The organism is Fructobacillus sp. CRL 2054, assembly GCF_028764065.1.
Classification (GTDB): Bacteria; Bacillota; Bacilli; order Lactobacillales; family Lactobacillaceae; genus Fructobacillus.
Genome location: NZ_JACOFN010000014.1, coordinates 18,663 through 38,565, shown reverse-complemented (window position 1 = coordinate 38,565; position 19,903 = coordinate 18,663). Strand labels below are relative to the sequence as shown.

At 45.4% G+C, this 19,903-nt stretch carries 20 protein-coding genes; 2 read left to right on the top strand and 18 right to left on the bottom strand.

All coding sequences use genetic code 11. From position 1 onward, the window contains the following. Positions 1-109: 109 nt before the first annotated feature. The 13 genes from H7198_RS06455 to H7198_RS06395 all read right to left on the bottom strand — a co-directional run bounded on the left by H7198_RS06455 (position 110) and on the right by H7198_RS06395 (position 13,245). A complete protein-coding gene (locus H7198_RS06455) occupies positions 110-1,084 on the bottom strand; it encodes a DUF262 domain-containing protein (protein WP_274458940.1) in 975 nt (324 codons plus the stop codon). Positions 1,085-1,340: 256 nt separating this feature from the next. Further along, a complete protein-coding gene (gene glyS, locus H7198_RS06450; RefSeq protein WP_274458939.1) occupies positions 1,341-3,398 on the bottom strand; it encodes a glycine--tRNA ligase subunit beta in 2,058 nt (685 codons plus the stop codon). Beyond that, positions 3,398-4,345 carry a glycine--tRNA ligase subunit alpha gene (gene glyQ, locus H7198_RS06445; RefSeq protein ID WP_274458938.1) on the bottom strand — a complete coding sequence of 316 codons (948 nt, stop codon included), beginning with the start codon at positions 4,343-4,345 and terminating at the stop codon, positions 3,398-3,400. Before glyQ ends, glyS begins: the two co-directional genes overlap by 1 nt. A gap of 16 nt (positions 4,346-4,361) precedes the next feature. Further along, positions 4,362-5,771 (bottom strand): DUF2130 domain-containing protein, encoded by a 1,410-nt coding sequence (locus H7198_RS06440; RefSeq protein WP_274458937.1) that lies wholly within the window; start codon positions 5,769-5,771, stop codon positions 4,362-4,364. Between the two features lie 248 nt (positions 5,772-6,019). Next, positions 6,020-7,510: a peptidoglycan amidohydrolase family protein gene (locus H7198_RS06435; RefSeq protein WP_274458936.1), complete on the bottom strand. Its 1,491-nt coding sequence runs from the start codon at positions 7,508-7,510 to the stop codon at positions 6,020-6,022. A 214-nt stretch (positions 7,511-7,724) separates the two neighbouring features. Then, positions 7,725-8,270 carry a ribosome recycling factor gene (frr, locus tag H7198_RS06430; RefSeq protein ID WP_274458935.1) on the bottom strand — a complete coding sequence of 182 codons (546 nt, stop codon included), beginning with the start codon at positions 8,268-8,270 and terminating at the stop codon, positions 7,725-7,727. After that, positions 8,270-8,995: a UMP kinase gene (pyrH, locus tag H7198_RS06425; RefSeq protein ID WP_274458934.1), complete on the bottom strand. Its 726-nt coding sequence runs from the start codon at positions 8,993-8,995 to the stop codon at positions 8,270-8,272. Before pyrH ends, frr begins: the two co-directional genes overlap by 1 nt. A 99-nt stretch (positions 8,996-9,094) precedes the next feature. Next, on the bottom strand, positions 9,095-9,970 hold the full coding sequence (gene tsf / locus H7198_RS06420; protein WP_274458933.1) for a translation elongation factor Ts: 876 nt from the start codon (positions 9,968-9,970) through the stop codon (positions 9,095-9,097). A gap of 85 nt (positions 9,971-10,055) precedes the next feature. After that, complete coding sequence (rpsB, locus tag H7198_RS06415) at positions 10,056-10,829, bottom strand: 30S ribosomal protein S2 (RefSeq protein ID WP_091501495.1); 774 nt, start codon at positions 10,827-10,829, stop codon at positions 10,056-10,058. 185 nt (positions 10,830-11,014) lie between these two features. After that, positions 11,015-11,878, bottom strand: coding sequence for an SPFH domain-containing protein (locus H7198_RS06410; RefSeq protein WP_441316746.1), 864 nt, complete (start codon positions 11,876-11,878; stop codon positions 11,015-11,017). A gap of 5 nt (positions 11,879-11,883) precedes the next feature. Then, positions 11,884-12,093, bottom strand: coding sequence for a hypothetical protein (locus H7198_RS06405; RefSeq protein ID WP_274458931.1), 210 nt, complete (start codon positions 12,091-12,093; stop codon positions 11,884-11,886). A 70-nt stretch (positions 12,094-12,163) separates the two neighbouring features. After that, the gene (locus H7198_RS06400; protein ID WP_274458930.1) at positions 12,164-12,460 is read right to left on the bottom strand and encodes a GIY-YIG nuclease family protein; all 297 of its coding nucleotides are present in this window, start codon (positions 12,458-12,460) and stop codon (positions 12,164-12,166) included. A 17-nt stretch (positions 12,461-12,477) separates the two neighbouring features. Further along, positions 12,478-13,245, bottom strand: a complete 768-nt coding sequence (locus H7198_RS06395) for a tRNA1(Val) (adenine(37)-N6)-methyltransferase (protein WP_274458929.1) — start codon at positions 13,243-13,245, stop codon at positions 12,478-12,480. A 61-nt stretch (positions 13,246-13,306) separates the two neighbouring features. On the opposite strand from H7198_RS06395, the gene H7198_RS06390 reads away from it, so the two are divergent. After that, positions 13,307-13,939: a lysophospholipid acyltransferase family protein gene (locus H7198_RS06390; protein ID WP_274458928.1), complete on the top strand. Its 633-nt coding sequence runs from the start codon at positions 13,307-13,309 to the stop codon at positions 13,937-13,939. 51 nt (positions 13,940-13,990) lie between these two features. On the opposite strand, the gene H7198_RS06385 is transcribed toward H7198_RS06390, so the two are convergent. After that, positions 13,991-14,212 (bottom strand): YneF family protein, encoded by a 222-nt coding sequence (locus tag H7198_RS06385; protein WP_091501485.1) that lies wholly within the window; start codon positions 14,210-14,212, stop codon positions 13,991-13,993. A gap of 197 nt (positions 14,213-14,409) precedes the next feature. Between H7198_RS06385 and lexA the strand changes: the two genes are divergently transcribed. After that, positions 14,410-15,042 carry a transcriptional repressor LexA gene (lexA, locus tag H7198_RS06380; RefSeq protein WP_274458927.1) on the top strand — a complete coding sequence of 211 codons (633 nt, stop codon included), beginning with the start codon at positions 14,410-14,412 and terminating at the stop codon, positions 15,040-15,042. Positions 15,043-15,197: 155 nt separating this feature from the next. On the opposite strand, the gene H7198_RS06375 is transcribed toward lexA, so the two are convergent. The 4 genes from H7198_RS06375 to H7198_RS06360 form a co-directional block, all read right to left on the bottom strand. Next, positions 15,198-15,554: a YlbF family regulator gene (locus tag H7198_RS06375; RefSeq protein WP_274458926.1), complete on the bottom strand. Its 357-nt coding sequence runs from the start codon at positions 15,552-15,554 to the stop codon at positions 15,198-15,200. A 39-nt stretch (positions 15,555-15,593) separates the two neighbouring features. Further along, positions 15,594-17,669 carry a PBP1A family penicillin-binding protein gene (locus H7198_RS06370; RefSeq protein WP_274458925.1) on the bottom strand — a complete coding sequence of 692 codons (2,076 nt, stop codon included), beginning with the start codon at positions 17,667-17,669 and terminating at the stop codon, positions 15,594-15,596. Positions 17,670-17,731: 62 nt separating this feature from the next. Then, the gene (argS, locus tag H7198_RS06365) at positions 17,732-19,423 is read right to left on the bottom strand and encodes an arginine--tRNA ligase (protein ID WP_274458924.1); all 1,692 of its coding nucleotides are present in this window, start codon (positions 19,421-19,423) and stop codon (positions 17,732-17,734) included. 217 nt (positions 19,424-19,640) lie between these two features. Next, complete coding sequence (locus tag H7198_RS06360) at positions 19,641-19,889, bottom strand: hypothetical protein (RefSeq protein WP_091501475.1); 249 nt, start codon at positions 19,887-19,889, stop codon at positions 19,641-19,643. Positions 19,890-19,903: the final 14 nt, after the last annotated feature.

The window sequence follows — 19,903 nt, the reverse complement described above, 5'->3', positions numbered from 1 at the left end:
AGAGTAAATTTGAGCTGGTTACGCGAATATCACGCTATATCCATCGATATAATCATGAACGGATTCATACCTATGAATCGAACCTAGTGATGTAAAAAAAGTGTCTAACTTATTGACATACGAGCAGATTGTAATCATAATCGTTATCATCAGAATCAATTGTCTTGTATATCTTTGCTCTTTCGATTAATTTATCGATGTAGCCAGCGTGGTACTTATCAAACAACTTTTGATAAGCCTTTACGATCTTCCCCTTTGTAAGACTCGATGCACTTTTTTTCTCAAAAGCATCGTAACTATTCAAAACAAAACGTGTCATCTTTTGCTTATCAGCATTATCACCATCAGTAAAGACCTCAGTTAACTCCATCCACTTATCTGGAGTACCCTTCTGAGCTAAATACATGTTCTTCAACAAATCTAATGGAGTTAATGGCAACCCCTTACTGTTAAGACTTGCAAAGACTTGGTAGGCATCATTTAAATCAGGCACCGATATCTTTAATAAAGTTAGTGGCATAAATTTATTCTGATAAAAATTATGTAATTCAACAGCGCTCAAATCGCCCAACAAATTTTCTTGAATATATTTATATCTTTTGAAAAAGGCAAATCGTCCGTAATTCGAAGGTAAGTTTGTTTTTTCATCTAGAATTTTAACAAGTTTTTCCCAAATTTCTTGGTCCTTCTTAAGTAATTTCAATCGAGGTTCAAAAGTATCTTCGTCAAGCAAAAGCCTTCTTTTAATATCACCAAAATCTTGAAATAGCTTACCCTTTTGGTCATTAGGAACGTCCTGGTCATTAGTTTTATCTAACATACGTTCAAATAAGGCAAGCAACATTAAATTCAACGTTGTTAAACGTTGCTGACCATCAATAATATTTTGAAATGAACCTTCTTCAGAGATTAAAAGATTACCAACATAATAGCCATCATCTTCCGTACTCATATCGTTGAATAACGCTTCAATCTGTTCTTCTTTCCAAGCATAGTTTCGTTGATAATCAGGAACTACATATTGCATAGGCCCATCAATTGGAAACAACTCTCTAAAGCTTCTTGGCTCAGAATCAATTTTCATCTCTATAAATCTCCCTTAAATTATCTAAGATCTATTAGATCATTAAATAACACAGTAGTAAATACAAATACATCACATTTATTTAATAAATTAAGAAAATAACTGGCCGGTCTCCACCTTTACATCCTTCCACCACCCTTTCTCGCCGCTCCCCGCCCTCTTCCAGCGGGCAGCATAACAGATTTTCAATAGCACAGAAAAAAGCCGACCTTTGCGGGTCGACTTTTTAATATACAGATTAATTAAGTATGTCTACTTACTTGATGACGATGTCTTCTGTGTTTCCGAGGGCGTCAATGAGCGTCTTGATGGCGTTCAATTGAGCGTAACGGTTCTTCTTGATGGCTTCGTCGTCATCGTTAACCATGGTGTTGTCGAAGTAAGCAGCGATTGGTGCTTGCAAAGCAGCCAATGCTTGGTAAATGGCTTCGGCACCCTTGGCCTTGAGGTCAGCCAATGAAAGGTCCTTCGTTGCTTCGTAAAGGGCCTTTTCTTGGTCGTTTACCAAGAGGGCTGGCTCAACAGGCGTGTCAACTTCCATCTTCTTAGCAAGGCGTGAGACACGTGCCAAGGCTTCCATGACGTCACGGAAGTTATCATCCTTGACGTGGTCTGACAAGACTTTTGTACGGTCAGCAACATAAACGAAGTCACCGGCAACAACGTTTGCAGTACCAGCCGTTACGATGTCCTTACGGATACCGGCGTCGAGGGCTTGCTTGCGGACACGGTCGGTCATGAAGGCCAAGACGTCGTCCAAGTTGGCATCGGCTACTGCCCCGTTCTTCTGTTCGAATGCAAGGAGGATGTCCAAGAGGTCAAAGTGCCAGTCAAAGGCTTCCAAAGTGCGGACAACACCGGTTGCGGCACGACGGAGACCGTAAGGGTCGTTGGCACCAGATGGCATCATGTCGTGGGCAAAGAAGGTCACGATTGAATCCAACTTATCGGCGATGGCCAAAATGGCACCAACCTTCGTCTGGGCAACTTCGCCTTCAGCGGAAGTAGGCAAGTAGTGTTCGTAGATGGCCTTGGCAACGGCATCCTTTTCACCAAAGAGCTTAGCGTAGTGCTCACCCATGACACCTTGGAGTTCGTCGAATTCACCAACCATACCCGTCATCAAATCAAACTTGTAGATTTGAGCGGCACGGTTGAGGTCGTCTTGTTCTTCATCGGACAGTCCCAAAGCTTGGGCCAATTGGGCTGACAAGCCTTGCACACGTTGCATGTGCTCGTAAACCGTTCCAATCTTTTCGTGGAAGACAAGCTTTTTGACACGTTCCATGTAGTCGGCAATGGACTTTTGCTGGTCTTCCTTGTAGAAGAAGGCCGCATCTTCCAAGCGGGCGACAAGGACTTTTTCGTTACCACGGGCAACGTTTTCGATGTCTTCGGCGTTTCCGTTACGAACAGAAAGGAAGTGTGGCAAGAGGTCGCCTGCTTCGTTGGTTACGAAGAAGAATCGTTGGTGGTCACGCATGGAAGTGATCAAGACTTCCTTAGGCAATTCGAGGTACTTGTCAGCGAAGTTTCCGGCAAATGCAGTTGGCCATTCGACGATGTTGTTGACTTCTTCCAAGAGGTCCTTAGCCATGTCTGACTGCAAATCTAGGTGCCACTTGTTATCCTTGGCGATTTGCTCGAGTTGGGAAACGATGGTGTCCTTACGAGTCTTGGCATCAACCATGACGAAGGCGTCGTTCAAGGTTTTCTCGTAGGCCTGTGCGGATGCAATCTTCACGTTATCCGTTGACAAGAAACGGTGGCCACGAGTGGTTTGACCGGCTTCGACGTCCAAGACTGAGAATGGCACGACTTCTTCGTCCAACAATGAGACCAACCAGCGGATTGGACGGATGTAGTGGAAGGAGTGGTTGCCCCACTTCATGTAAGTTGTAAAAGTCATTTGCTCAACAACTTCTTCACCAATCTTAGCCAAGATATCCTTGGCAGGCACACCGGCGATTTCCTTGTTAGCCCAAAGGTAGCCGTCCTTTTCAGTCAATTCTTCAGGAGTGGTTCCCTGTCCGCGAGCGAAACCTTGGGCGGCACGGGACCAGTTCCCCTCTTCGTCCTTAGCACGGTCCACGGCTGGCCCACGCTTCACTTCGGAGATGGCTTCTGATCCTTCGGCCAAGCCTGACAATTCAACGGCCATACGACGTGGCGTTGAGAAAGGCTTGATTTCTTGTACAGCCAAGCGATGTTCGTCTAAGAAGTCCTTGACGCGCTTAACCAGTTGCTTTTCAGAAGAAGTTACCAAATGCGCTGGCATTTCTTCCAATCCAATTTCTAAAATATAATCGGCCATTAGTCTTGGTCCTCCTTCTTGGCGTACTTTCCCTTTTCACCGAGATACTTCTCGCGTAGTGCTTCGTCCTTCAACAATGGGAAGCCAAGCTTGGCACGTTCCTCGATAAAGACTTTTGAAACCTGACGGGCCATTGAGCGGATACGGTGCAAGTAACCGGCACGTTCCGTAACGGAAACCGTTCCACGGGCATCCAAGAGGTTGAAAGTATGTGATGACTTCAAGATGTAGTCATAGGCTGGGTGCACCAAACCAAGTTCCAAGTTGTGCTTGGCTTCGGCTTCGTAATCGTCGAAGTGACGCAGGAGCATTTCCTGGTTTGATTCTTCAAAGGCGTACTTTGAGTGCTCGTATTCCGGTTCCTTGAAGATGTCACCATACAAAACGCCGTGACCCCATTCCAAATCATAAACCGTTGGCACGTCTTGGATGTAAGATGCCAAACGTTCCAAACCGTAAGTGATTTCAGAAGTAACGGAATCCACTTCGATTCCACCAACCTGTTGGAAGTAAGTGAACTGTGTGACTTCCATTCCGTCTAACCAAACTTCCCAACCGATACCGGCGGCACCCATTGATGGGTTTTCCCAGTTATCTTCAACGAAACGGATGTCGTGTTCGAGTGGCTTGATGCCTAAGGCTTCCAATGAGGCCAGGTACAATTCCTGAATGTTATCAGGAGATGGCTTCATCACCACTTGGAACTGGTGGTGCTGGAAAAGCCGGTTAGGGTTATCACCATAACGTCCGTCGGCAGGACGACGTGATGGTTGCACGTAGGCTGCAGCCCATGGTTCAGGACCGTTAGCACGCAAGAAAGTGTATGGGCTTTGTGTTCCGGCACCGACTTCGTTGTCGTAAGCCTGCATGAGGTTGGCCCCCTTAGCAGCCCAGAACTCTTGCAAAGTCAGGATAATATCCTGTAGTGAAAGTTTCTTATCTGTCATAATTTCCTCGATTAAATTAATCTTCTTTTTTCAATTCGTCGAACTTGGCCTTCATGGTTGGATTACCACGGGTCAACTTCTTAACGGAAACGTCGTCTAACTTGTTATTGGCCAGGCGCAGCTGGTTTTCGGAAGTGGTCAACTTGCGTTTGACTTCTTCCATCCGCTTAATGGCCTTGTCAATTTCATCAATGGCCGCTTGGAAGTTCTTCGAGTAAGACTCGTAGTTCTTCGCAAACTTGTCCTTGAAGGTGTTGATATTATCCTCAAAGTTGGTAATATCAATGTTTTGCTCTTTGGCCTCTGCCAACTGCTTCTTGTACTGAACGGAATCCAGTGCCGCATTCCGCAGCAAACCAATGAAGTGGACAAAGAACTGGGGCCGAATCACATACATCTTTGGATAGTCAGGAACCTGGACAATCCCAGTGTTGTAGTACTCGTTATCGGATTCTAGGAGGGAAACTAAGACGGCGTATTCCGTTCCCTTCTCCCGCCGATCCTTATCCAACTCCTTGAAGAAGTCCGCGTTCTTGTGCTTCTTCTCGGTTGAGTCCGCCTCGTTCTTCATGTCGAACATGATGGAGATGAATTCGACTCCATCATCGTAGTCACGGAAGATGAAGTCCCCCTTCGACCCGGTCTCCTTGGAAACCTCGTTGTCCTTTTCAAAGTAAGCATTTGGAAAGGCATAGGGACGAATCTTGTTAAACTCCTGGTGAGCATAGACTTCCAGGGACTCCCCAATCTCCTTGGTCGACTGGCGGGCCTTGAAGTCCTTGTAGAACTCAACCTGGTCCTGGGCCGCTTTCAACTGTGCTTCGTAGTCGGCCTTGGTTTGAACCAGAGCTAACTCCTTATCACGGTCTTGGTTCTGCACCTTGTTCTCCAGCTCCATGACCTGCTTTTCCAGGTTCTGCTTCTCCTGTCCAGCGGCTTCCTTCTGCTTGGAAAGTTCCCCCTGCAATTGGTTCTGCACGTCCTGCAGTTCCTTTTGCAGTTTGTCCTTGTCAGCTTGTTGAGCCTTGGTTAGCTCTTCGCGCTGCTTAGCTAAGGCCAATTCCTGAGCTGAGCTTTCGCCAGCCTTCTGACTCTTCAACTCGGCTTTCAGTTCGGCTAATTCAGTCTGCAGCTTTTCCTGCTTTTCGCGAGCAGCCTCAGCCACTTCCTGCTTGGTCTTTTCGAGCGTTAGATTCGCAGCCTGCTGCTCTTCCGCCAACTTGGATTTCAGAATCGCCGACTGGCTCTTTTCCCAGTCCGACTTTTCCTTTTGAATCCGCTGTTCAATCCCTTCTTGCACCGCCTGGGCCAAGGATTCGGTATCAACCTCTTGCTTGTCCTTCAGGTCAATGATGTCGCCAACCTGGCCGGCTTCTTGCAGCTCTAGAACAGTCTCGGATTGGACACTGTACTTTAGTTTTGCCATCGCCCCTCCTTTTTAGACAAAAAAACGCGCTAACGTTCTAATGCCAAAATTTCTTTGACATCAGGACGCTTGCGCGCGGTTCCACCTGATTTCCAGAGTAGAAAGTACTCTGACACTTTCGTTGAGTTCCCATACTAGCCGGGTTCCAAGCCGGGTCATTGCATGAGAATTGCTTACACATATTATGCTATTTTCCTTTGAAAAAGGCAAGAAAAAAAGAACCTTTGCTTAACAAAGGTTCTACTTTTTTAATTGTGACGGTAAACATATGAGTATGGATGTCCATCAACAGCGGCATAATAGTTATAATCATGCTCTGAAATAGCAGAGTTATAACCACCATTTGTCCAATAATCAACAGAGATTTCACGTGCCCCGTTCCCGTTGGCATCGTCTTCTTTGTTAATAATCATGATGTGGCCATTGGCACCACCAGATTGACCACGACGACCCCAAATAACGATATCACCGACTTGCTTCTGCGTCTTCGTGTTTTCAGCAACTAAGTGGTAACCGTTATTGCGAAGGTAATCATGAATTGAATCAGTGTTGTAGATATAAGCAGGCTTTGAAGCCCCCGCTTCCATCAAAGCTTCCGTCATGGCACCGGAACAATCGGCTGTTCCATCGGCACCAGTACGTGATCCATACATTGAGTAAGTGATTTTACCGTAGTTGCGGTAGAACCAGTTCACAACATCACTGGATGCAAAACGACGGTAGTAAGTACCATCATCACCAAAGAAGTACCACTGACCATCAATGTACTGTGAACCCTGAACCGCACGACCATTATCGTCAGTATAGTAAGTCATACCCCAAGCCTGACGCCAACCAGCGTTTTGGCGGACGCCATCAATGAACCAGTAATAAGTTCCCATGTAGTAGCGGAAACCTGTGTAAAGGTTACCGTTGTCGTACCAACGGTAACCACCGTTCTTTGGTGAACCGTCCCAGAAATAGCCAGTCACAGGACGACTGTAATAAGTGCCATCATTACCAAAGTCATAAAGCTTACCATCGATGATACGGCTACCTTGAACGGCACGACCAGAGTCATCCGTGTAGTAAGTTAGGCCCCAAATTTGACGCCAACCGGCATTCTGACGCACACCATCCACAAACCAGTAATAAGTTCCCATGTAGTAGCGGAAACCTGTGTAAAGCTTTCCGTTTTCATACCAGCGGTAACCACCGTTTTGGCTTGAACCATCATGAAGATAACCTGATGAACGAAGGTAGTAAGTACCATCGTTTCCAAAGTCGAAGTCCTGTCCACCGATGTTTTGGTGTCCTTGAACGGCACGGCCATCGTTATCAGTGTAATAATTCATGCCCCAAGCTTGACGCCAACCGGCATTTTGACGGACGCCATCAACGAACCAGTAATAGGTTCCCATGTATTGACGGAATCCAGTATATAGATGACCGTCTTCAAACCAGTTATAACCACCGTTTGCCTGGGAAACATCAGGTGAGTAAATATAACCATTTACGTGTTGGTTGGCATACTTAGCAAGAGCGTTGTCGCGTGCAGAAGAAACCTGCTGCGTATTGGCAGTCGTTGTTGCAGCTTGCCCTTGTTGCGATTGGTCTGCTGACTGTCCAGACGTTACGGCCGAAGTGTTCGTATCCTGATTATCAGCAGATGCCTGATTATGATTTGCAAAAGCAAAGCCGGTTGCTGCAAACGCAAGAGTCAGCCAAGCCTTTCCATTTTTATATAGATGTTTTGTCATATTGGTACCTTGTCTCATTTAATAAATTGCTACTTTTATAAATACATTCACTTAAAATAATAGCATGGATTAACCGAACTGGCTAATTTTAATTGAAAATTAAAATCACTCTTAGTAGTATTTTAAGGAAATTTATTAAAATTAAAAAGTCCATTCTAAGAAAAAAAGAGCAAGCCGTCTGGCTTGCTCCTCCTTTTTAATGCTTAACTTGGAATTAAATTGTCATCAATTCTTTTTCCTTGTCAGCTGCGATTTCATCAATTGCCTTGATGTTATCGTCAGTCAACTTTTGGACCTTGTCTTCAGAATCGCGAACGTCATCTTCCGTCAATTCCTTGTCCTTCTTGATGGCATCCATTGCTTCACGTCGAACGTTACGAACTGCAACCTTTGACTTTTCAGCTTCAGCCTTCACTTCCTTAACCAATTCCTTACGACGTTCTTCCGTCATTTGAGGAATGGCCAAGCGAACGATTTGACCATCTGATGCTGGGTTCAAGCCCAAGTCAGACATGTTAATCGCCGTTACGATGGCTTCCAAAGCACCCTTATCAAAAGGCGTGATCAAAAGCATACGAGCCTCAGGTACAGAAATTGAAGCAACTTGGTTCAATGGCACCATGGCACCATAGTATTCAACTTGCACACGGTCCAAAATACGTGGGTTAGCTCGTCCAGTACGAATTTCAGCTAATTCACGACGAAGGGCTTCTTGGGCACCCTTCATCTTGTCAGTTGCTTGATTAAAATCAATCGCCATTATTCTTCTCCTGTCACAGTTGTTCCGATGTTTTCACCGGCAATAACCTTTTCAATGTTTCCTGGTTGGTTCAAGTTAAAGACAACCAAAGGCATGTTGTTATCCATTGACAATGATGAAGCCGTTGAGTCCATCACCTTCAAGCCCTTCTTCAAAATATCCAAGTGGGTCAAGTGGTTAAACTTCTTTGCTTCAGGGTTTGTCCGTGGATCTGAATCGTAGACACCATCAACACCGTTCTTTGCCATCAAAATGGCATCGGCGTTAATTTCATTAGCACGCAATGCAGCCGTCGTATCCGTTGAAAAGTAAGGTGAACCTGTTCCAGCAGCAAAAATGACAACTCGTCCCTTTTCCAAGTGACGGATGGCACGGCCACGAATGTATGGTTCAGCAATTTGCTGCATCGTGATTGCTGTTTGGACACGCGTTGGTACACCAGCACGTTCCAAAGCATCTTGCAAAACAAGGGCGTTCATCGTTGTACCGAGCATACCAGTGTAGTCGGCACGTGAACGTTCCATTCCAACCTTAGCAGCTGGTTCGCCACGCCATAGGTTTCCACCACCAACAACGATTGCGATTTGGGTTCCCATATCATGAACAGTCTTGATTTCAGCAGCAATTGAAGAAACAGTGTTCAGGTCAATTCCTTGACCCTTAGGACCAGCTAAGGCCTCCCCTGACAACTTCATCAACACGCGCTTGTATTTCTTTTCAGTCATGGTGTCTCCTTTTTCTTACCTTCAATTATAACAAAGGATGGGCGTTTCGTCCGTAAAAAAAGTGTCCAAATGAATGGGCACTCTTTTTTATATCAAATATTAGCCAAGTTGCTTTGCAACTTCGTCGGCCAAGTTTGTTTGTTGCTTTTCGATTCCTTCACCAACTTGGTAACGAACGAATGACTTAACAGTCAAACCGTTTTCCTTGGCAAAGTCAGCAACCTTTTGGTCACCGTTCTTAACGAATGGTTGGTCCAACAATGAAATTTCAGCCAAGAACTTCTTGATACGTCCTTCAACCATCTTTTCCTTGATGTTGTCAGGCTTACCGTTCAAGTCTTCAGAAGCCAATTGAACTTCCTTTTCCTTAGCAACAACTTCTGCAGGAACGTCAGCATCTGACACGTATTGTGGTGCAATGGCAGCGATGTGCATAGCGATGTCACGGGCTGCTTCCTTGTTTGAGCCTTCGAACAAGGCCAAAGCAGAGATTGAACCACCCATGTGTGAGTAAGCACCGAATACTTCGTTGTCGTTCTTTTCCATTGTTTCGAAACGACGCAAAGTAATCTTTTCACCAGTGATTTGTGAAACGTTGATGATCATGTCGTTAACAGTACGACCGTCTTCACCTTCCAAAGCCAAAGCAGCTTCAACATCAGCTGGTTGCTTTTCCAAAATAACCTTTGTCACAGCGGCCAACAAATCGTTAAATTCCTTGTTACCAGCAACGAAGTCAGTTTCAGAGTTCAATTCGATGATAGCAGCCTTGTTACCATCTTCCATGACATAAGTCATACCTTCGGCAGCGACACGGTCACCCTTCTTAGCGGCCTTTGCCATTCCCTTTTCACGCAACAAGTCGATTGCCTTTTCGATGTCACCTTCGGCTTCAACCAAAGCCTTCTTGGCATCCATCATACCAACAGACGTCTTATCACGTAATTCCTTTACCATCTTTGCTGTAACAGCCATGAATGTGCTCCTTTTTAATTCAAATAAAAATGCCGTGCCAGCGTCCCAAGCAGGTCCACCGGAACGGCAAATCAGATATTATCGCTTAGTTGTTCTTTTCAACAATTTCAGTGATTTCTTCGATTGATTCAGTGTTTTCGTCACCATCGATGAAAGCATCTTCAGCTGCTTGGTCTTGGCCTTGACGACCTTCGATAACAGCGTCAGCCATCTTTGAAGTGATCAAACGGATGGCACGGATAGCATCATCGTTAGCAGGAATCTTAACGTCAACAACATCTGGGTTGGCGTTTGTGTCAATCATAGCAACAACAGGGATGTTGAGCATGTTGGCTTCCTTAACGGCGATTTCTTCCTTCTTAGGGTCAACAACGAACAATACGTCAGGCAAGTCCTGCATATCTTCGATTCCACCCAAGAACTTTTCCAACTTGGCGTGTTGCTTCTTCAACAAAACAACTTCCTTCTTAGGAAGACGGTCAAATGTTCCGTCTTCTGACATACGTTGGATGTCCTTCATGCGTTGAACACGAGTCTTGATTGTGTTCCAGTTAGTCAAAGTTCCACCCAACCAACGGTGGTTGATGTAGAATTGACCGGCACGAGTAGCTTCTTCAGCAATTGCGTCTGAAGCTTGCTTCTTTGTACCAACAAACAAGAAGTTGGCGCCATCAGCTGATGCGTTACGCATGAAGTTGTAGGCTTCGTCAACCATCTTCACCGTCTTTTGCAAGTCGATGATGTGGATTCCGTTACGTTCCGTAAAGATGAATGGTGCCATCTTTGGGTTCCAACGACGTGTTTGGTGTCCAAAGTGAACTCCTGCTTCGAGGAGTTCTTTCATTGTAATAACTGCCATTATAGGCCTCCTAGGTTATCCTCCGACCGATTCTTGGTTCGCATGAACATTTCTGCACCTCTGCGTTCTCTTCGGTCGTGTGTATTTTGTTGCTTACACAACGCTTAGTATTTTACAGGATTAAATCAGCCCTTTCAAGCTTTTTTATTAAAAAACTGCCTGGTTTTAAACCAGACAGTCCCTTCTTAATCCTTTTTAGCCAATTCATCCCCCAACATCTTTGCCAAAGTCGCGTTCTGGCCAGTCTTGTCGAGTTCTGCCCCGTTTGTGACAATCAAATTCGTATCGGAATTTGCCAATGTCTCAAAGGCGTTGATCGATTGATTATTGAAGTAGTTCTGGTCAGCGTTCTTCAAGGCTGACTGAACCTTATCAATTCGGTAGGCTTCCGCATCAGCACGGGTCTTTGTTGCCTGTGCGTTAGCCGTCGCCGTTGCCACCAAGGCGTCGTTGTTCGCCTTAGCACGCAATTCGATTGACTTGGCCTCCCCTTCAGCCTGGGAGATGGCTGCCACACGTTCACGGTCGGCCTTCAACTGTGTATCCATTGAAGCTTGAATTGAAGCAGATGGCTTCAACTCATCAATGTTGATACGGTCAACGTTAATGCCATATGTGTTAGTCAAATCACCAATGGCATCCGCTAGGTCCTTATTAATCTTTGACGTTGAACCAAGGGCTTCATTCAATTCCATTCGCCCGATAATATCACGCAGGTGTCCACGGACGAGTTGCTGCATTGATTCAATCGAGTTCGTGTTCTCGTATGAGTACTTCACTGGATCCGTGATATGAAAGTTCAACGTAACCGTTGCCCCAATATCAGCGTTATCCTTTGTGATAACTGAATATCCGGCCAGCTTCAATGGCTGCAAAGCCAATGAAACAACGCGAATCTTTTGAATAATTGGTAAGCGGAAGTTCAACCCCGTTGAACGGGTTGTCGAATACTTACCCAGTGTTTCCAATAGTCCCACCGTGTTTTGCGGCACAATCTTAAAACAAGTTAACGCGAATACTAGCGCGATAACAAGAATTGCAATGATCATCATGGTCATCCTTTCGTGTCTGCTTCTCTTATGATTAGTTGATTACCATCGGCAGCTTCTATCAAGTAATGCTTACCTGGCTGAAGAAGGGTATCCTTCGCCAAGCAATAATGGTAGAAATTACCAATCACCTCAACCAATTCTTCCTTCTTATCAAAAGCAGTGTAAGGGACTGTTTGACCAATAATGTTCTTTAACTCAAAATTTACAACCATTCTCACTTACTCCTCCTGATAATGTCTTATTCTATCAAGAAAAGCATCTACAAAAAAGGTACCAAAGCCCCTATTTTGTCCAAATACTGGCTGGTACCCCGTGTTCGATTAAAAAGGCTTCTTTATTTGCCCGCGTTAACTTCTTAAAGGAAGCTTCGGCGTGCATGGCGTCGTGCTTAGTCTCAAAAGTCGCGTAGTACAGCAGCTTTAAGGGATGGCGCGACTTTACCCGCGTAAACTTGGCACCCTTACCGGACTCATGCACGTGAAAACGGCGAATCGCATCGTCCGAGTAACCACCATAGAAGTAGCCATCAGCCGTGTAGAGCACGTAAAAGTCATAGGTCTTCCCACTCTTATCCATCATCTCGACCTAATCACTCCCTAATCCAAAGTCCAAGCCGCACCATACAAGATTTCTTGCACCTCTTTTGTATAATTGTTGTCTTCCGTGTAGGCCACAATCGGTGGCATCACCCGAACACCACCAGCGCGGCCCTGCTTGATGGCTTCAACTAAGACCATATTCGCTTCTCGGTCGGCCTTTCCATAGACAAACTGCAGGTGCTTGACTTGCAGGCCACGAGCGGTCAGCGCGGCAAAGATGTCCCCCAGCCGCTCTGGTCGGTGAACCATGAAGAACTTTCCCTTATTCTTCAAGAGCTTATTAGCCGTTTGAGCCAACTTAGGTAAATCGATGGCCACTTCGTGCCGGGCAATCTGATAGTGCTCGTCCACGTTTTGCTTGGTTGTCTCTTTAACGGGAAAATATGGTGGATTACACAAAACCGTATCCACCGAACCCGGCTTAATCTGGTCAAAGACTTCCTGCATGTCGGAATGAATTACTTCCACCCGGTCTGCCATCTCGTTCATGGCAATCGAACGCTTGGCCATCGCTGCCAAATCTTCTTGGATTTCAACCAGCTTCACTTGGCCCCTGACTTTTTTAGCGTAAAAAAGACCGACAGCACCGGTACCAGCACCGAGGTCAACCGTTAAGCCCCGTCCCTTTTTATTGGGGTTAGCAAAGTAAGCTAGCAAAACAGCGTCCAATGAATAGGAAAACATGTCTGGGTTTTGAATGATGGAAACACCCTGCGATGGCAAACCGTCGAGTCGTTCATCGGGCTTTAAATTTGGCTCTTTCATTGGCCTTTGTCCCCTTTTATAGTAAAATTAATTAGTTAAATGTTATTGAAAGGAATCGCTTATGTTCTATCGTTTTATCCGGGTCTTCGTTGTGACCCTGGTTTCCATTATAAACGGACGTACTTATTATTTGAACAAAAATCGTCTACCAAAGGAAGACAACTACATCCTTGTTGCCCCTCACCGTACCTGGTGGGATCCCGTTTGGTACGCCATGGCCGCCTATCCAAAGCGCTTTATCTTCATGGCCAAGAAGGAGTTGTTTAAAAACTACTTTCTACGTAAGCTCATCGTTTCCCTGGGCGCCTTCCCAGTTGACCGCAAAAACGTTGGCGCCGATGTGATTCGCAAGCCCGTCAGCGAACTGAAGTCTGGTGACCGTTCACTAATTATGTTCCCTTCCGGCTCCCGTCACTCACAGAAGTTGAAGTCCGGCTCGATTTTGATTGCCAAGCTTTCTAAGAAGCCAATCGTGCCAGCCGTCTACCAGGGACCAGTGAAGTTCTCCCACCTTTTCTTGCGTAAGCGCGTGACGATGAACTTTGGAGAGCCAATCTACGTTGACCCCAAGGTTAAGCTGACTGACGAAGTGATTGCCGAATATAACCAAAAAATTGAAGCTTCCTTCAATGCCCTAGACGACGAAATCGACCCAAACTGGGTTTACGTTGATCCAAAGGCGAATAAAAGATAACAAAGAAAAAGAGTTGAATCGTTTGATTCAACTCTTTTTTATTGAAGTTGTTTACTTCTTTGAAGCCTTTTGGCTTTGCGCCTTCATTTGGCTCATCATTTGGTTCAACTTCTTCTGTGATGGCTTTTGACCCATCGACATCATCATTGACTTCATCATCTCTTCTGAGATTGGTGGGTTCTTGGCCAAGTATGACTTCATTGTGAAGCGAGCCAAGAAGAATCCACCAACCAGCCCAACAACTAGGGCCAAAAGTCCAACTAGTACAAGCATAGCGGTCTCCGTTTCCTCTAAAAATCTAATGATAAGTATACCACATGCCCTCCCTCAACGTTTAAACATTTTAATCTTTCTAACATTTTCATTAAGTTCATCCGTTCTTCTTTAGAAAATCTTACGAACACGTGTTTGCTTTTTCGCCTTTTTTTCGCTAGAATAATAGCAGTATAAATGAAATAGGGAAGAACATTATGGCATCTGATTCAAAACAAATTCAGGTACTCCGCTTCATTCACGAGTACCAAGCAAAAAACGGTTTTCCGCCCACAATTCGTGAGATTGGTGAATCCGTCGGCCTCTCTTCTTCTTCAACCATTCACGGGCATATCTCCCGTTTAATTAAGAATGGTTACCTACTTAAGAAGGGTGAGAAAACAAAGGCCCGCGCAATCGAAGTGACCGCCAAGGGCTTTGAATTGCTTGGCATCTCATCCAACGCCGGTAAGATTCCTGTTCTTGGACTCGTTACCGCTGGACAGCCAATCTTGGCCGTCGAACAAGAGGCAACCGAATTCTTCCCTATTCCTGAAGATTTGATTCCTTACGACGGCGACCTCTTCATGTTGAACGTCCGCGGTGAATCAATGATCAACATTGGTATTCTAGATGGCGACAAGGTCATTGTCCGCCGTCAGCAAACCGCCGACAACGGTGACATCGTCGTTGCCATGAACGAAGATAACGAAGCAACCGTTAAGCGCTTCTTCCGTGAAGCTGGCCACTACCGTCTTCAACCAGAAAACGATTCGATGGCCCCTATCATTTTGGACCAAGTTTCAATCCTTGGTAAGGTCGTTTCCCTTTACCGTGATGCCATTTACTAACATAATAAAAAAGCTCAGCTTCTAGCTGGGCTTTTTATTTCGCACTAAAAATGAAAGCCGGAAAACAACTCACATTCTTCATTCCTTCCCCTGCACTTCCCATTAAAAATGCCAACAAAAAAGCGACACTTTCGTGTCGCCTTTTTTATTTGACCTTAGGCCTTGTGAGCAGCTGCGTAGCTCTCTGAAACAGGCTTTGTCACGATGTCGTTTACTTCACCCAACAAAGTATTCAACACTTGTTCAGCTGACATCAAATTCTTAATCTTTTCGTCGGCCTGTACTTCCTTAGCAGTTTCGTCCCATTCCTTTTCTTGTTCAGAAGTAGGAGTCTTTTGTGCCTGCATCATTTGTTGTACAGTCATTTGAATCGTTTGGAACTTCTTAAAGAGATCCTTTGACTTTTCGTCGTCTTGAACCGCGTTAAAAGCAGTTTCCCATGCTTGATATTGCTCTGTTTGAGTCAAAACCTTTGCCATTTCGTTGGCGTTATCGTAAATATTTACTGACATGTAATCGATCCTTCCTTTTCTACAAACGGCCCCTTTATTCTAAGAGAACCATCCAGTAACAGTATCCCACACTTTATTAGCGCCGGCAACCGTTGTGTTAATTCCGTCTGAGATATTATCGACGGCGTTGTTTGCCCAAGAGCTTGAAGAACTTGATGATGACTTGGACGACGTTGATGTTGATTTATTTGCATCGGTTACGGTGAAGGAGGTCTCCTCCGTATTTGGCAAAATCTGTCCCATCGAAGTCTTGACCAAGTTACCAATCGTGGCCATCAAACCAATTGGCAATGAACTAGTTGTGTTACCTTCCAGACCTTCCCAAGAAACTTGGACAACATCGTTGGTATAGGCAACCGCCCACGAATCCTTCGATGAGTTCGAGTTGTTGGTTGAGTTTGGATTTTCCGTCGTACCGGTCTTACCCGCAATGGTATAACCAGATGGCGTTGCACCCTTTCCAGTTCCATTAGTATAAGTACCAAGCATCATCTTGGTCATCTTGTCAGCAACGGACTTCGAAATCAACTGTGTCTGCTTCGTCTTTGGCTTAGCCACAATCGTCTTACCCGTCGAATCAACAATCTTGGTAATGTAGTGGGCTTCAGACATCTTTCCACCGTTTGCAAAAGTCGTGTAAGCCGATGCCATTTGCTGTGGGGAAACCCCCTTGGTCAAACCACCAAGGGCAAGCGCGTAGTTCTTATCGGATGAAACCAGAGGCAATCCGAACTTCTTACCCCAAGAATAGCCGGTGTTAACACCCAACTTATCAAGCAAGTAAACCGCTGGGATGTTGTAGGAATGCTCCAAGGCTTCGTACATCTTCACATCACCCGTTTGAACGTTCAAGGCGTTGTTTGGTGAGTAGTTGTTCGTACCGAAGTTCATCTTCTTGTTTGGCAGTGTCGAATTAATCGAGTAGCCGTCAAGAAGTGCTGGCGTATAAACAACCAAGGGTTTGATGATGGAACCTGGTTGCAACTGTGACTGCGTTGCCCGGTTAAAGCCACGGTATGTGTGGGTCGTTTCACGACCGCCGACAACGGCTCGAACACCACCCGTTTTGGCATTCAGCACAATCGTTGCGGCCTGGGCCTCGTTTTGATTACCGAAGAGTGCGTTCTTCTCATAATCATTTTGAAGATTTTGCTGATCCTTTTGGTTCAAGGTCGTGTAAATCTTATAGCCCTTGTTCATGATGTCTTTTTCAGTCAAACCATAGGTATTAATGGCTTCATTAATGACTGAATCAAAGTACCATGGGTAACGGTAAGATTCATCACCAGAATAATTGTCCTTCAACGTGATGTTAGTGGCCTTTGCGGCCTTTGCTTCACTGTAGGAAATCTTCTTATTCTCATACATCGTTTGGATAACCAAGTTACGACGTGACTTTGAACGGGTTGGGTTGTCGATTGGGTTAAAGCCTGAAGGATTAGTTAACATACCAGCTAAGGTTGCCGCCTGCTCCGTGTTCAATTCGGAAGCATGGATACCGAAGTACTTCTCGGAAGCATCTTCAACACCCCAGACACCGTGACCAAACCAAGCGTTGTTCAAATACATCGTGATGATGTCGTTCTTAGAATAAGTTTTTTCAACCTGAACGGATAGGAAGATTTCCTTAAACTTTCGTGTAAAAGTCTGTTCCTGAGTTAGGTAAGCGTTCTTTACCAACTGCTGAGTCAGTGTTGAACCACCACCAGAAATCGTATCCGATCCCGTTAGCTTGTTCTTAAAGAGCAAGAAGGCCGCACGGGCGAGTCCTTTGAATGAGAAACCGTGTTCCTTATAAAAGTTACGGTCCTCAATGGAAAGAACGGCGTTTTTCATCGATGGTGAAATCTGGTTGTACTTCACATAAGTTCCCTTTTGTGAGTACAAGGAACCAGCTTTGTTCCCAGAATTATCATAAACATCGGTCGTTTGTGATAGCGAACTCTGCAAAGACGAAACGTGTGCCGTCTTTGCATTCACAATCCCGTAGGCCGAAGCCGCTAAGAAGATCGTCATGAAGATTAAAATAATCAAGCGCCCCAACTGATAGCGATTCCAGATTGGCGAGACTTTTTGCCAAAAGGCTGTGTGTTTCATTGAAATATTCGTTTTCATTTGTATTCCTTACAGCCAAGTGGCCGAAATAGCATTAAAAACTCAAGCAGGAAATGAAATGCTTACATTTCCTTTGGTGCTTTCACACCCAAAATTGACAAGGATACTGTCAATGTTTCAGATACGGCGGCAACTAATGCCAAACGACCGTTCTTGTTTTCATCATCAGCCAAAATCTTTGAATTAGCGTAGTACTTGTTAAAGGCACGGGCTAATCCCAAAGCATACTTAGCGATGACAGATGGTTCGCGGTGCGCAAAGGCTCGACGAACTGTATCTGGGAAGGCGTTCAAGGCGGTGATGATGTCCCAAGTAGCGGCATCATCAAGGGTGATGTTTTCGGTATCAACAGCGACCCCTGCCTTACGCAAGATTGATTGCGCACGGGCGTTGGTGTATTGAACGTAAGGTCCAGTATCCCCTTCAAAGCGGACAACTTCGGCGATATTGAAATCAAAGTTGTTCGTACGATCGTTCATCAAATCGTGGAAGACAACCGCACCGGCACCAACTTCTTCGGCCACCTGTTCCTTGTTTGCCAAGGTTGGGTTCTTTTCTTCGATTTGCTTCAATGCCAATTCGTGGGCATCATCCAAGACATCCTTCAACAAGACCACGTCACCCTTTCGAGTTGACATCTTCTTACCGTTAAAAGTAATCAAACCGAATGGAATGTGCTCAACGTCATCAGCCCATGGCAAGTCCAAGAGAGTCAAAACAGCCTTCAACTGTTGGAAGTGCTCGCGTTGTTCCCCACCAACCACGTAAAGTGACTTGGCAAAGTCATAGGTATCCTTACGGTACATGGCAGCCGCCAAATCACGGGTCATGTACAAGGTTGCCCCATCAGAACGCTTGATCATGGCTGGCGTCAAGTTTTCGTTGATTGGTGAAAGGTCAACGATTTGGGCACCCTGTGATTCTTGCAAAAGGTTCTTGTCTTCCAAGGCCTTAACAACACGGTCCATCTTATCGTTGTAGAAGGCTTCACCGTTAAATGAATCAAAGGTAATGCCCAAACGGTCGTAAATTTCAGTGAATTCCTTCAATGATTCTTCACGGAACCATGACCAAAGCTTGTGGGCTTCAGGGTCACCGTCTTCCAACTTCTTGAACCAGGCACGCCCTTCATCGTCCAAAGCTGGGTTTTCCTTCGCCTTTTCGTGGAATTCCACGTAGTACTTTAGCAAAGTCGCGATTGGGTCAGCCTTCACCTCAGCCTCTGAACCCCAAGTCTTGTAAGCGTAAATCAACTTACCAAACTGTGTTCCCCAGTCACCCAGGTGGTTAATCTTAACTGGCTTGTAGCCGTTCTTAGCTGACAAGTTAGCCAAGGCGTTTCCAATTACCGTTGAACGAAGGTGCCCCATCGACATTGGCTTGGCAATGTTTGGTGAAGACATATCCAAAGCGATATTCTTTCCTTCACCATCTGAGTTTTCACCGTAGTTCATACCGGCCTTCAAAACCTTCTTCAAGGTTTCGGCTGTCACTTCCTTCTTATCCAAGAAGAAGTTAACGTATGGGCCCGTTGCAACGACTTTTTCAAAGCCGTCTTGGTTAATCTTTTCGACGATGTCTGCGGCAATCATCTGAGGTGCCTTACGCAAAACCTTTGCCAAAGTAAAGGTTGGGAAAGCCAAGTCACCCATCTTGGAATCCTTAGGCGCTTCCACCTTGCTTGCGATTTCTTCTTCACTTAATTCGGGGAGCACAGCCTTTAAGGCTGATACAACTGCTTGCTTTTCTGCCATATTGTTTATCCTCTTAATCTTCAAAAACAGGACTCATCTCTACATATCATCTGAAGAGACGAGCCCTGCCCGCGGTACCACTCTAATAGTCGGCTAGGCCAACCACTTTTGTTTGATTCACTTGTACAAAAGAAAAAGCGGCGCGGGTCAGGGGTAAGCTCTGGCTCACACTAGCACCAGAGTCACTGAATTCTTACAATCCTGCCTTCTTCTTTTTCTATTCTTTTTCAGCTGGTGCTTCTTGAATGACTTCAACGTCTGCCATTCTCACCACACCACGGTGATTCATTTCGTTAACAGCTGGTTGATCAGCTGGATCGTTTTCGATGATTTCGACAAGCAAAGCGTTGTCGTAAACCTTCTCGACTTTTCCAGTGAAAGGCTTTTCCAAGTTGCCATAAGCGGGTGCCAACAAGACATCCCCTACATGGTACTTAGCTGCTTGTTCTTCGTCTGTCTTTGCCATGAAAACCTCCGATT

Excerpts from the sequence above, each read along its gene's own strand:
- frr (WP_274458935.1), bottom strand. The coding sequence starts at position 8,270 with ATGGCGATTGATTTTAATCAAGCAACTGACAAGATGAAGGGTGCCCAA.
- H7198_RS06370 (WP_274458925.1), bottom strand. The coding sequence starts at position 17,669 with ATGAAAACGAATATTTCAATGAAACACACAGCCTTTTGGCAAAAAGTC.
- H7198_RS06395 (WP_274458929.1), bottom strand. The coding sequence starts at position 13,245 with ATGAAAGAGCCAAATTTAAAGCCCGATGAACGACTCGACGGTTTGCCA.
- H7198_RS06385 (WP_091501485.1), bottom strand. The coding sequence starts at position 14,212 with ATGCTTGTACTAGTTGGACTTTTGGCCCTAGTTGTTGGGCTGGTTGGT.
- rpsB (WP_091501495.1), bottom strand. The coding sequence starts at position 10,829 with ATGGCAGTTATTACAATGAAAGAACTCCTCGAAGCAGGAGTTCACTTT.
- pyrH (WP_274458934.1), bottom strand. The coding sequence starts at position 8,995 with ATGACTGAAAAGAAATACAAGCGCGTGTTGATGAAGTTGTCAGGGGAG.
- H7198_RS06360 (WP_091501475.1), bottom strand. The coding sequence starts at position 19,889 with ATGGCAAAGACAGACGAAGAACAAGCAGCTAAGTACCATGTAGGGGAT.
- H7198_RS06435 (WP_274458936.1), bottom strand. The coding sequence starts at position 7,510 with ATGACAAAACATCTATATAAAAATGGAAAGGCTTGGCTGACTCTTGCG.
- H7198_RS06455 (WP_274458940.1), bottom strand. The coding sequence starts at position 1,084 with ATGAAAATTGATTCTGAGCCAAGAAGCTTTAGAGAGTTGTTTCCAATT.
- lexA (WP_274458927.1), top strand. The coding sequence starts at position 14,410 with ATGGCATCTGATTCAAAACAAATTCAGGTACTCCGCTTCATTCACGAG.
- H7198_RS06410 (WP_441316746.1), bottom strand. The coding sequence starts at position 11,878 with ATGATCATTGCAATTCTTGTTATCGCGCTAGTATTCGCGTTAACTTGT.
- argS (WP_274458924.1), bottom strand. The coding sequence starts at position 19,423 with ATGGCAGAAAAGCAAGCAGTTGTATCAGCCTTAAAGGCTGTGCTCCCC.
- glyS (WP_274458939.1), bottom strand. The coding sequence starts at position 3,398 with ATGGCCGATTATATTTTAGAAATTGGATTGGAAGAAATGCCAGCGCAT.
- H7198_RS06390 (WP_274458928.1), top strand. The coding sequence starts at position 13,307 with ATGTTCTATCGTTTTATCCGGGTCTTCGTTGTGACCCTGGTTTCCATT.
- H7198_RS06375 (WP_274458926.1), bottom strand. The coding sequence starts at position 15,554 with ATGTCAGTAAATATTTACGATAACGCCAACGAAATGGCAAAGGTTTTG.
- glyQ (WP_274458938.1), bottom strand. The coding sequence starts at position 4,345 with ATGACAGATAAGAAACTTTCACTACAGGATATTATCCTGACTTTGCAA.
- H7198_RS06440 (WP_274458937.1), bottom strand. The coding sequence starts at position 5,771 with ATGGCAAAACTAAAGTACAGTGTCCAATCCGAGACTGTTCTAGAGCTG.
- tsf (WP_274458933.1), bottom strand. The coding sequence starts at position 9,970 with ATGGCTGTTACAGCAAAGATGGTAAAGGAATTACGTGATAAGACGTCT.
- H7198_RS06405 (WP_274458931.1), bottom strand. The coding sequence starts at position 12,093 with ATGGTTGTAAATTTTGAGTTAAAGAACATTATTGGTCAAACAGTCCCT.
- H7198_RS06400 (WP_274458930.1), bottom strand. The coding sequence starts at position 12,460 with ATGATGGATAAGAGTGGGAAGACCTATGACTTTTACGTGCTCTACACG.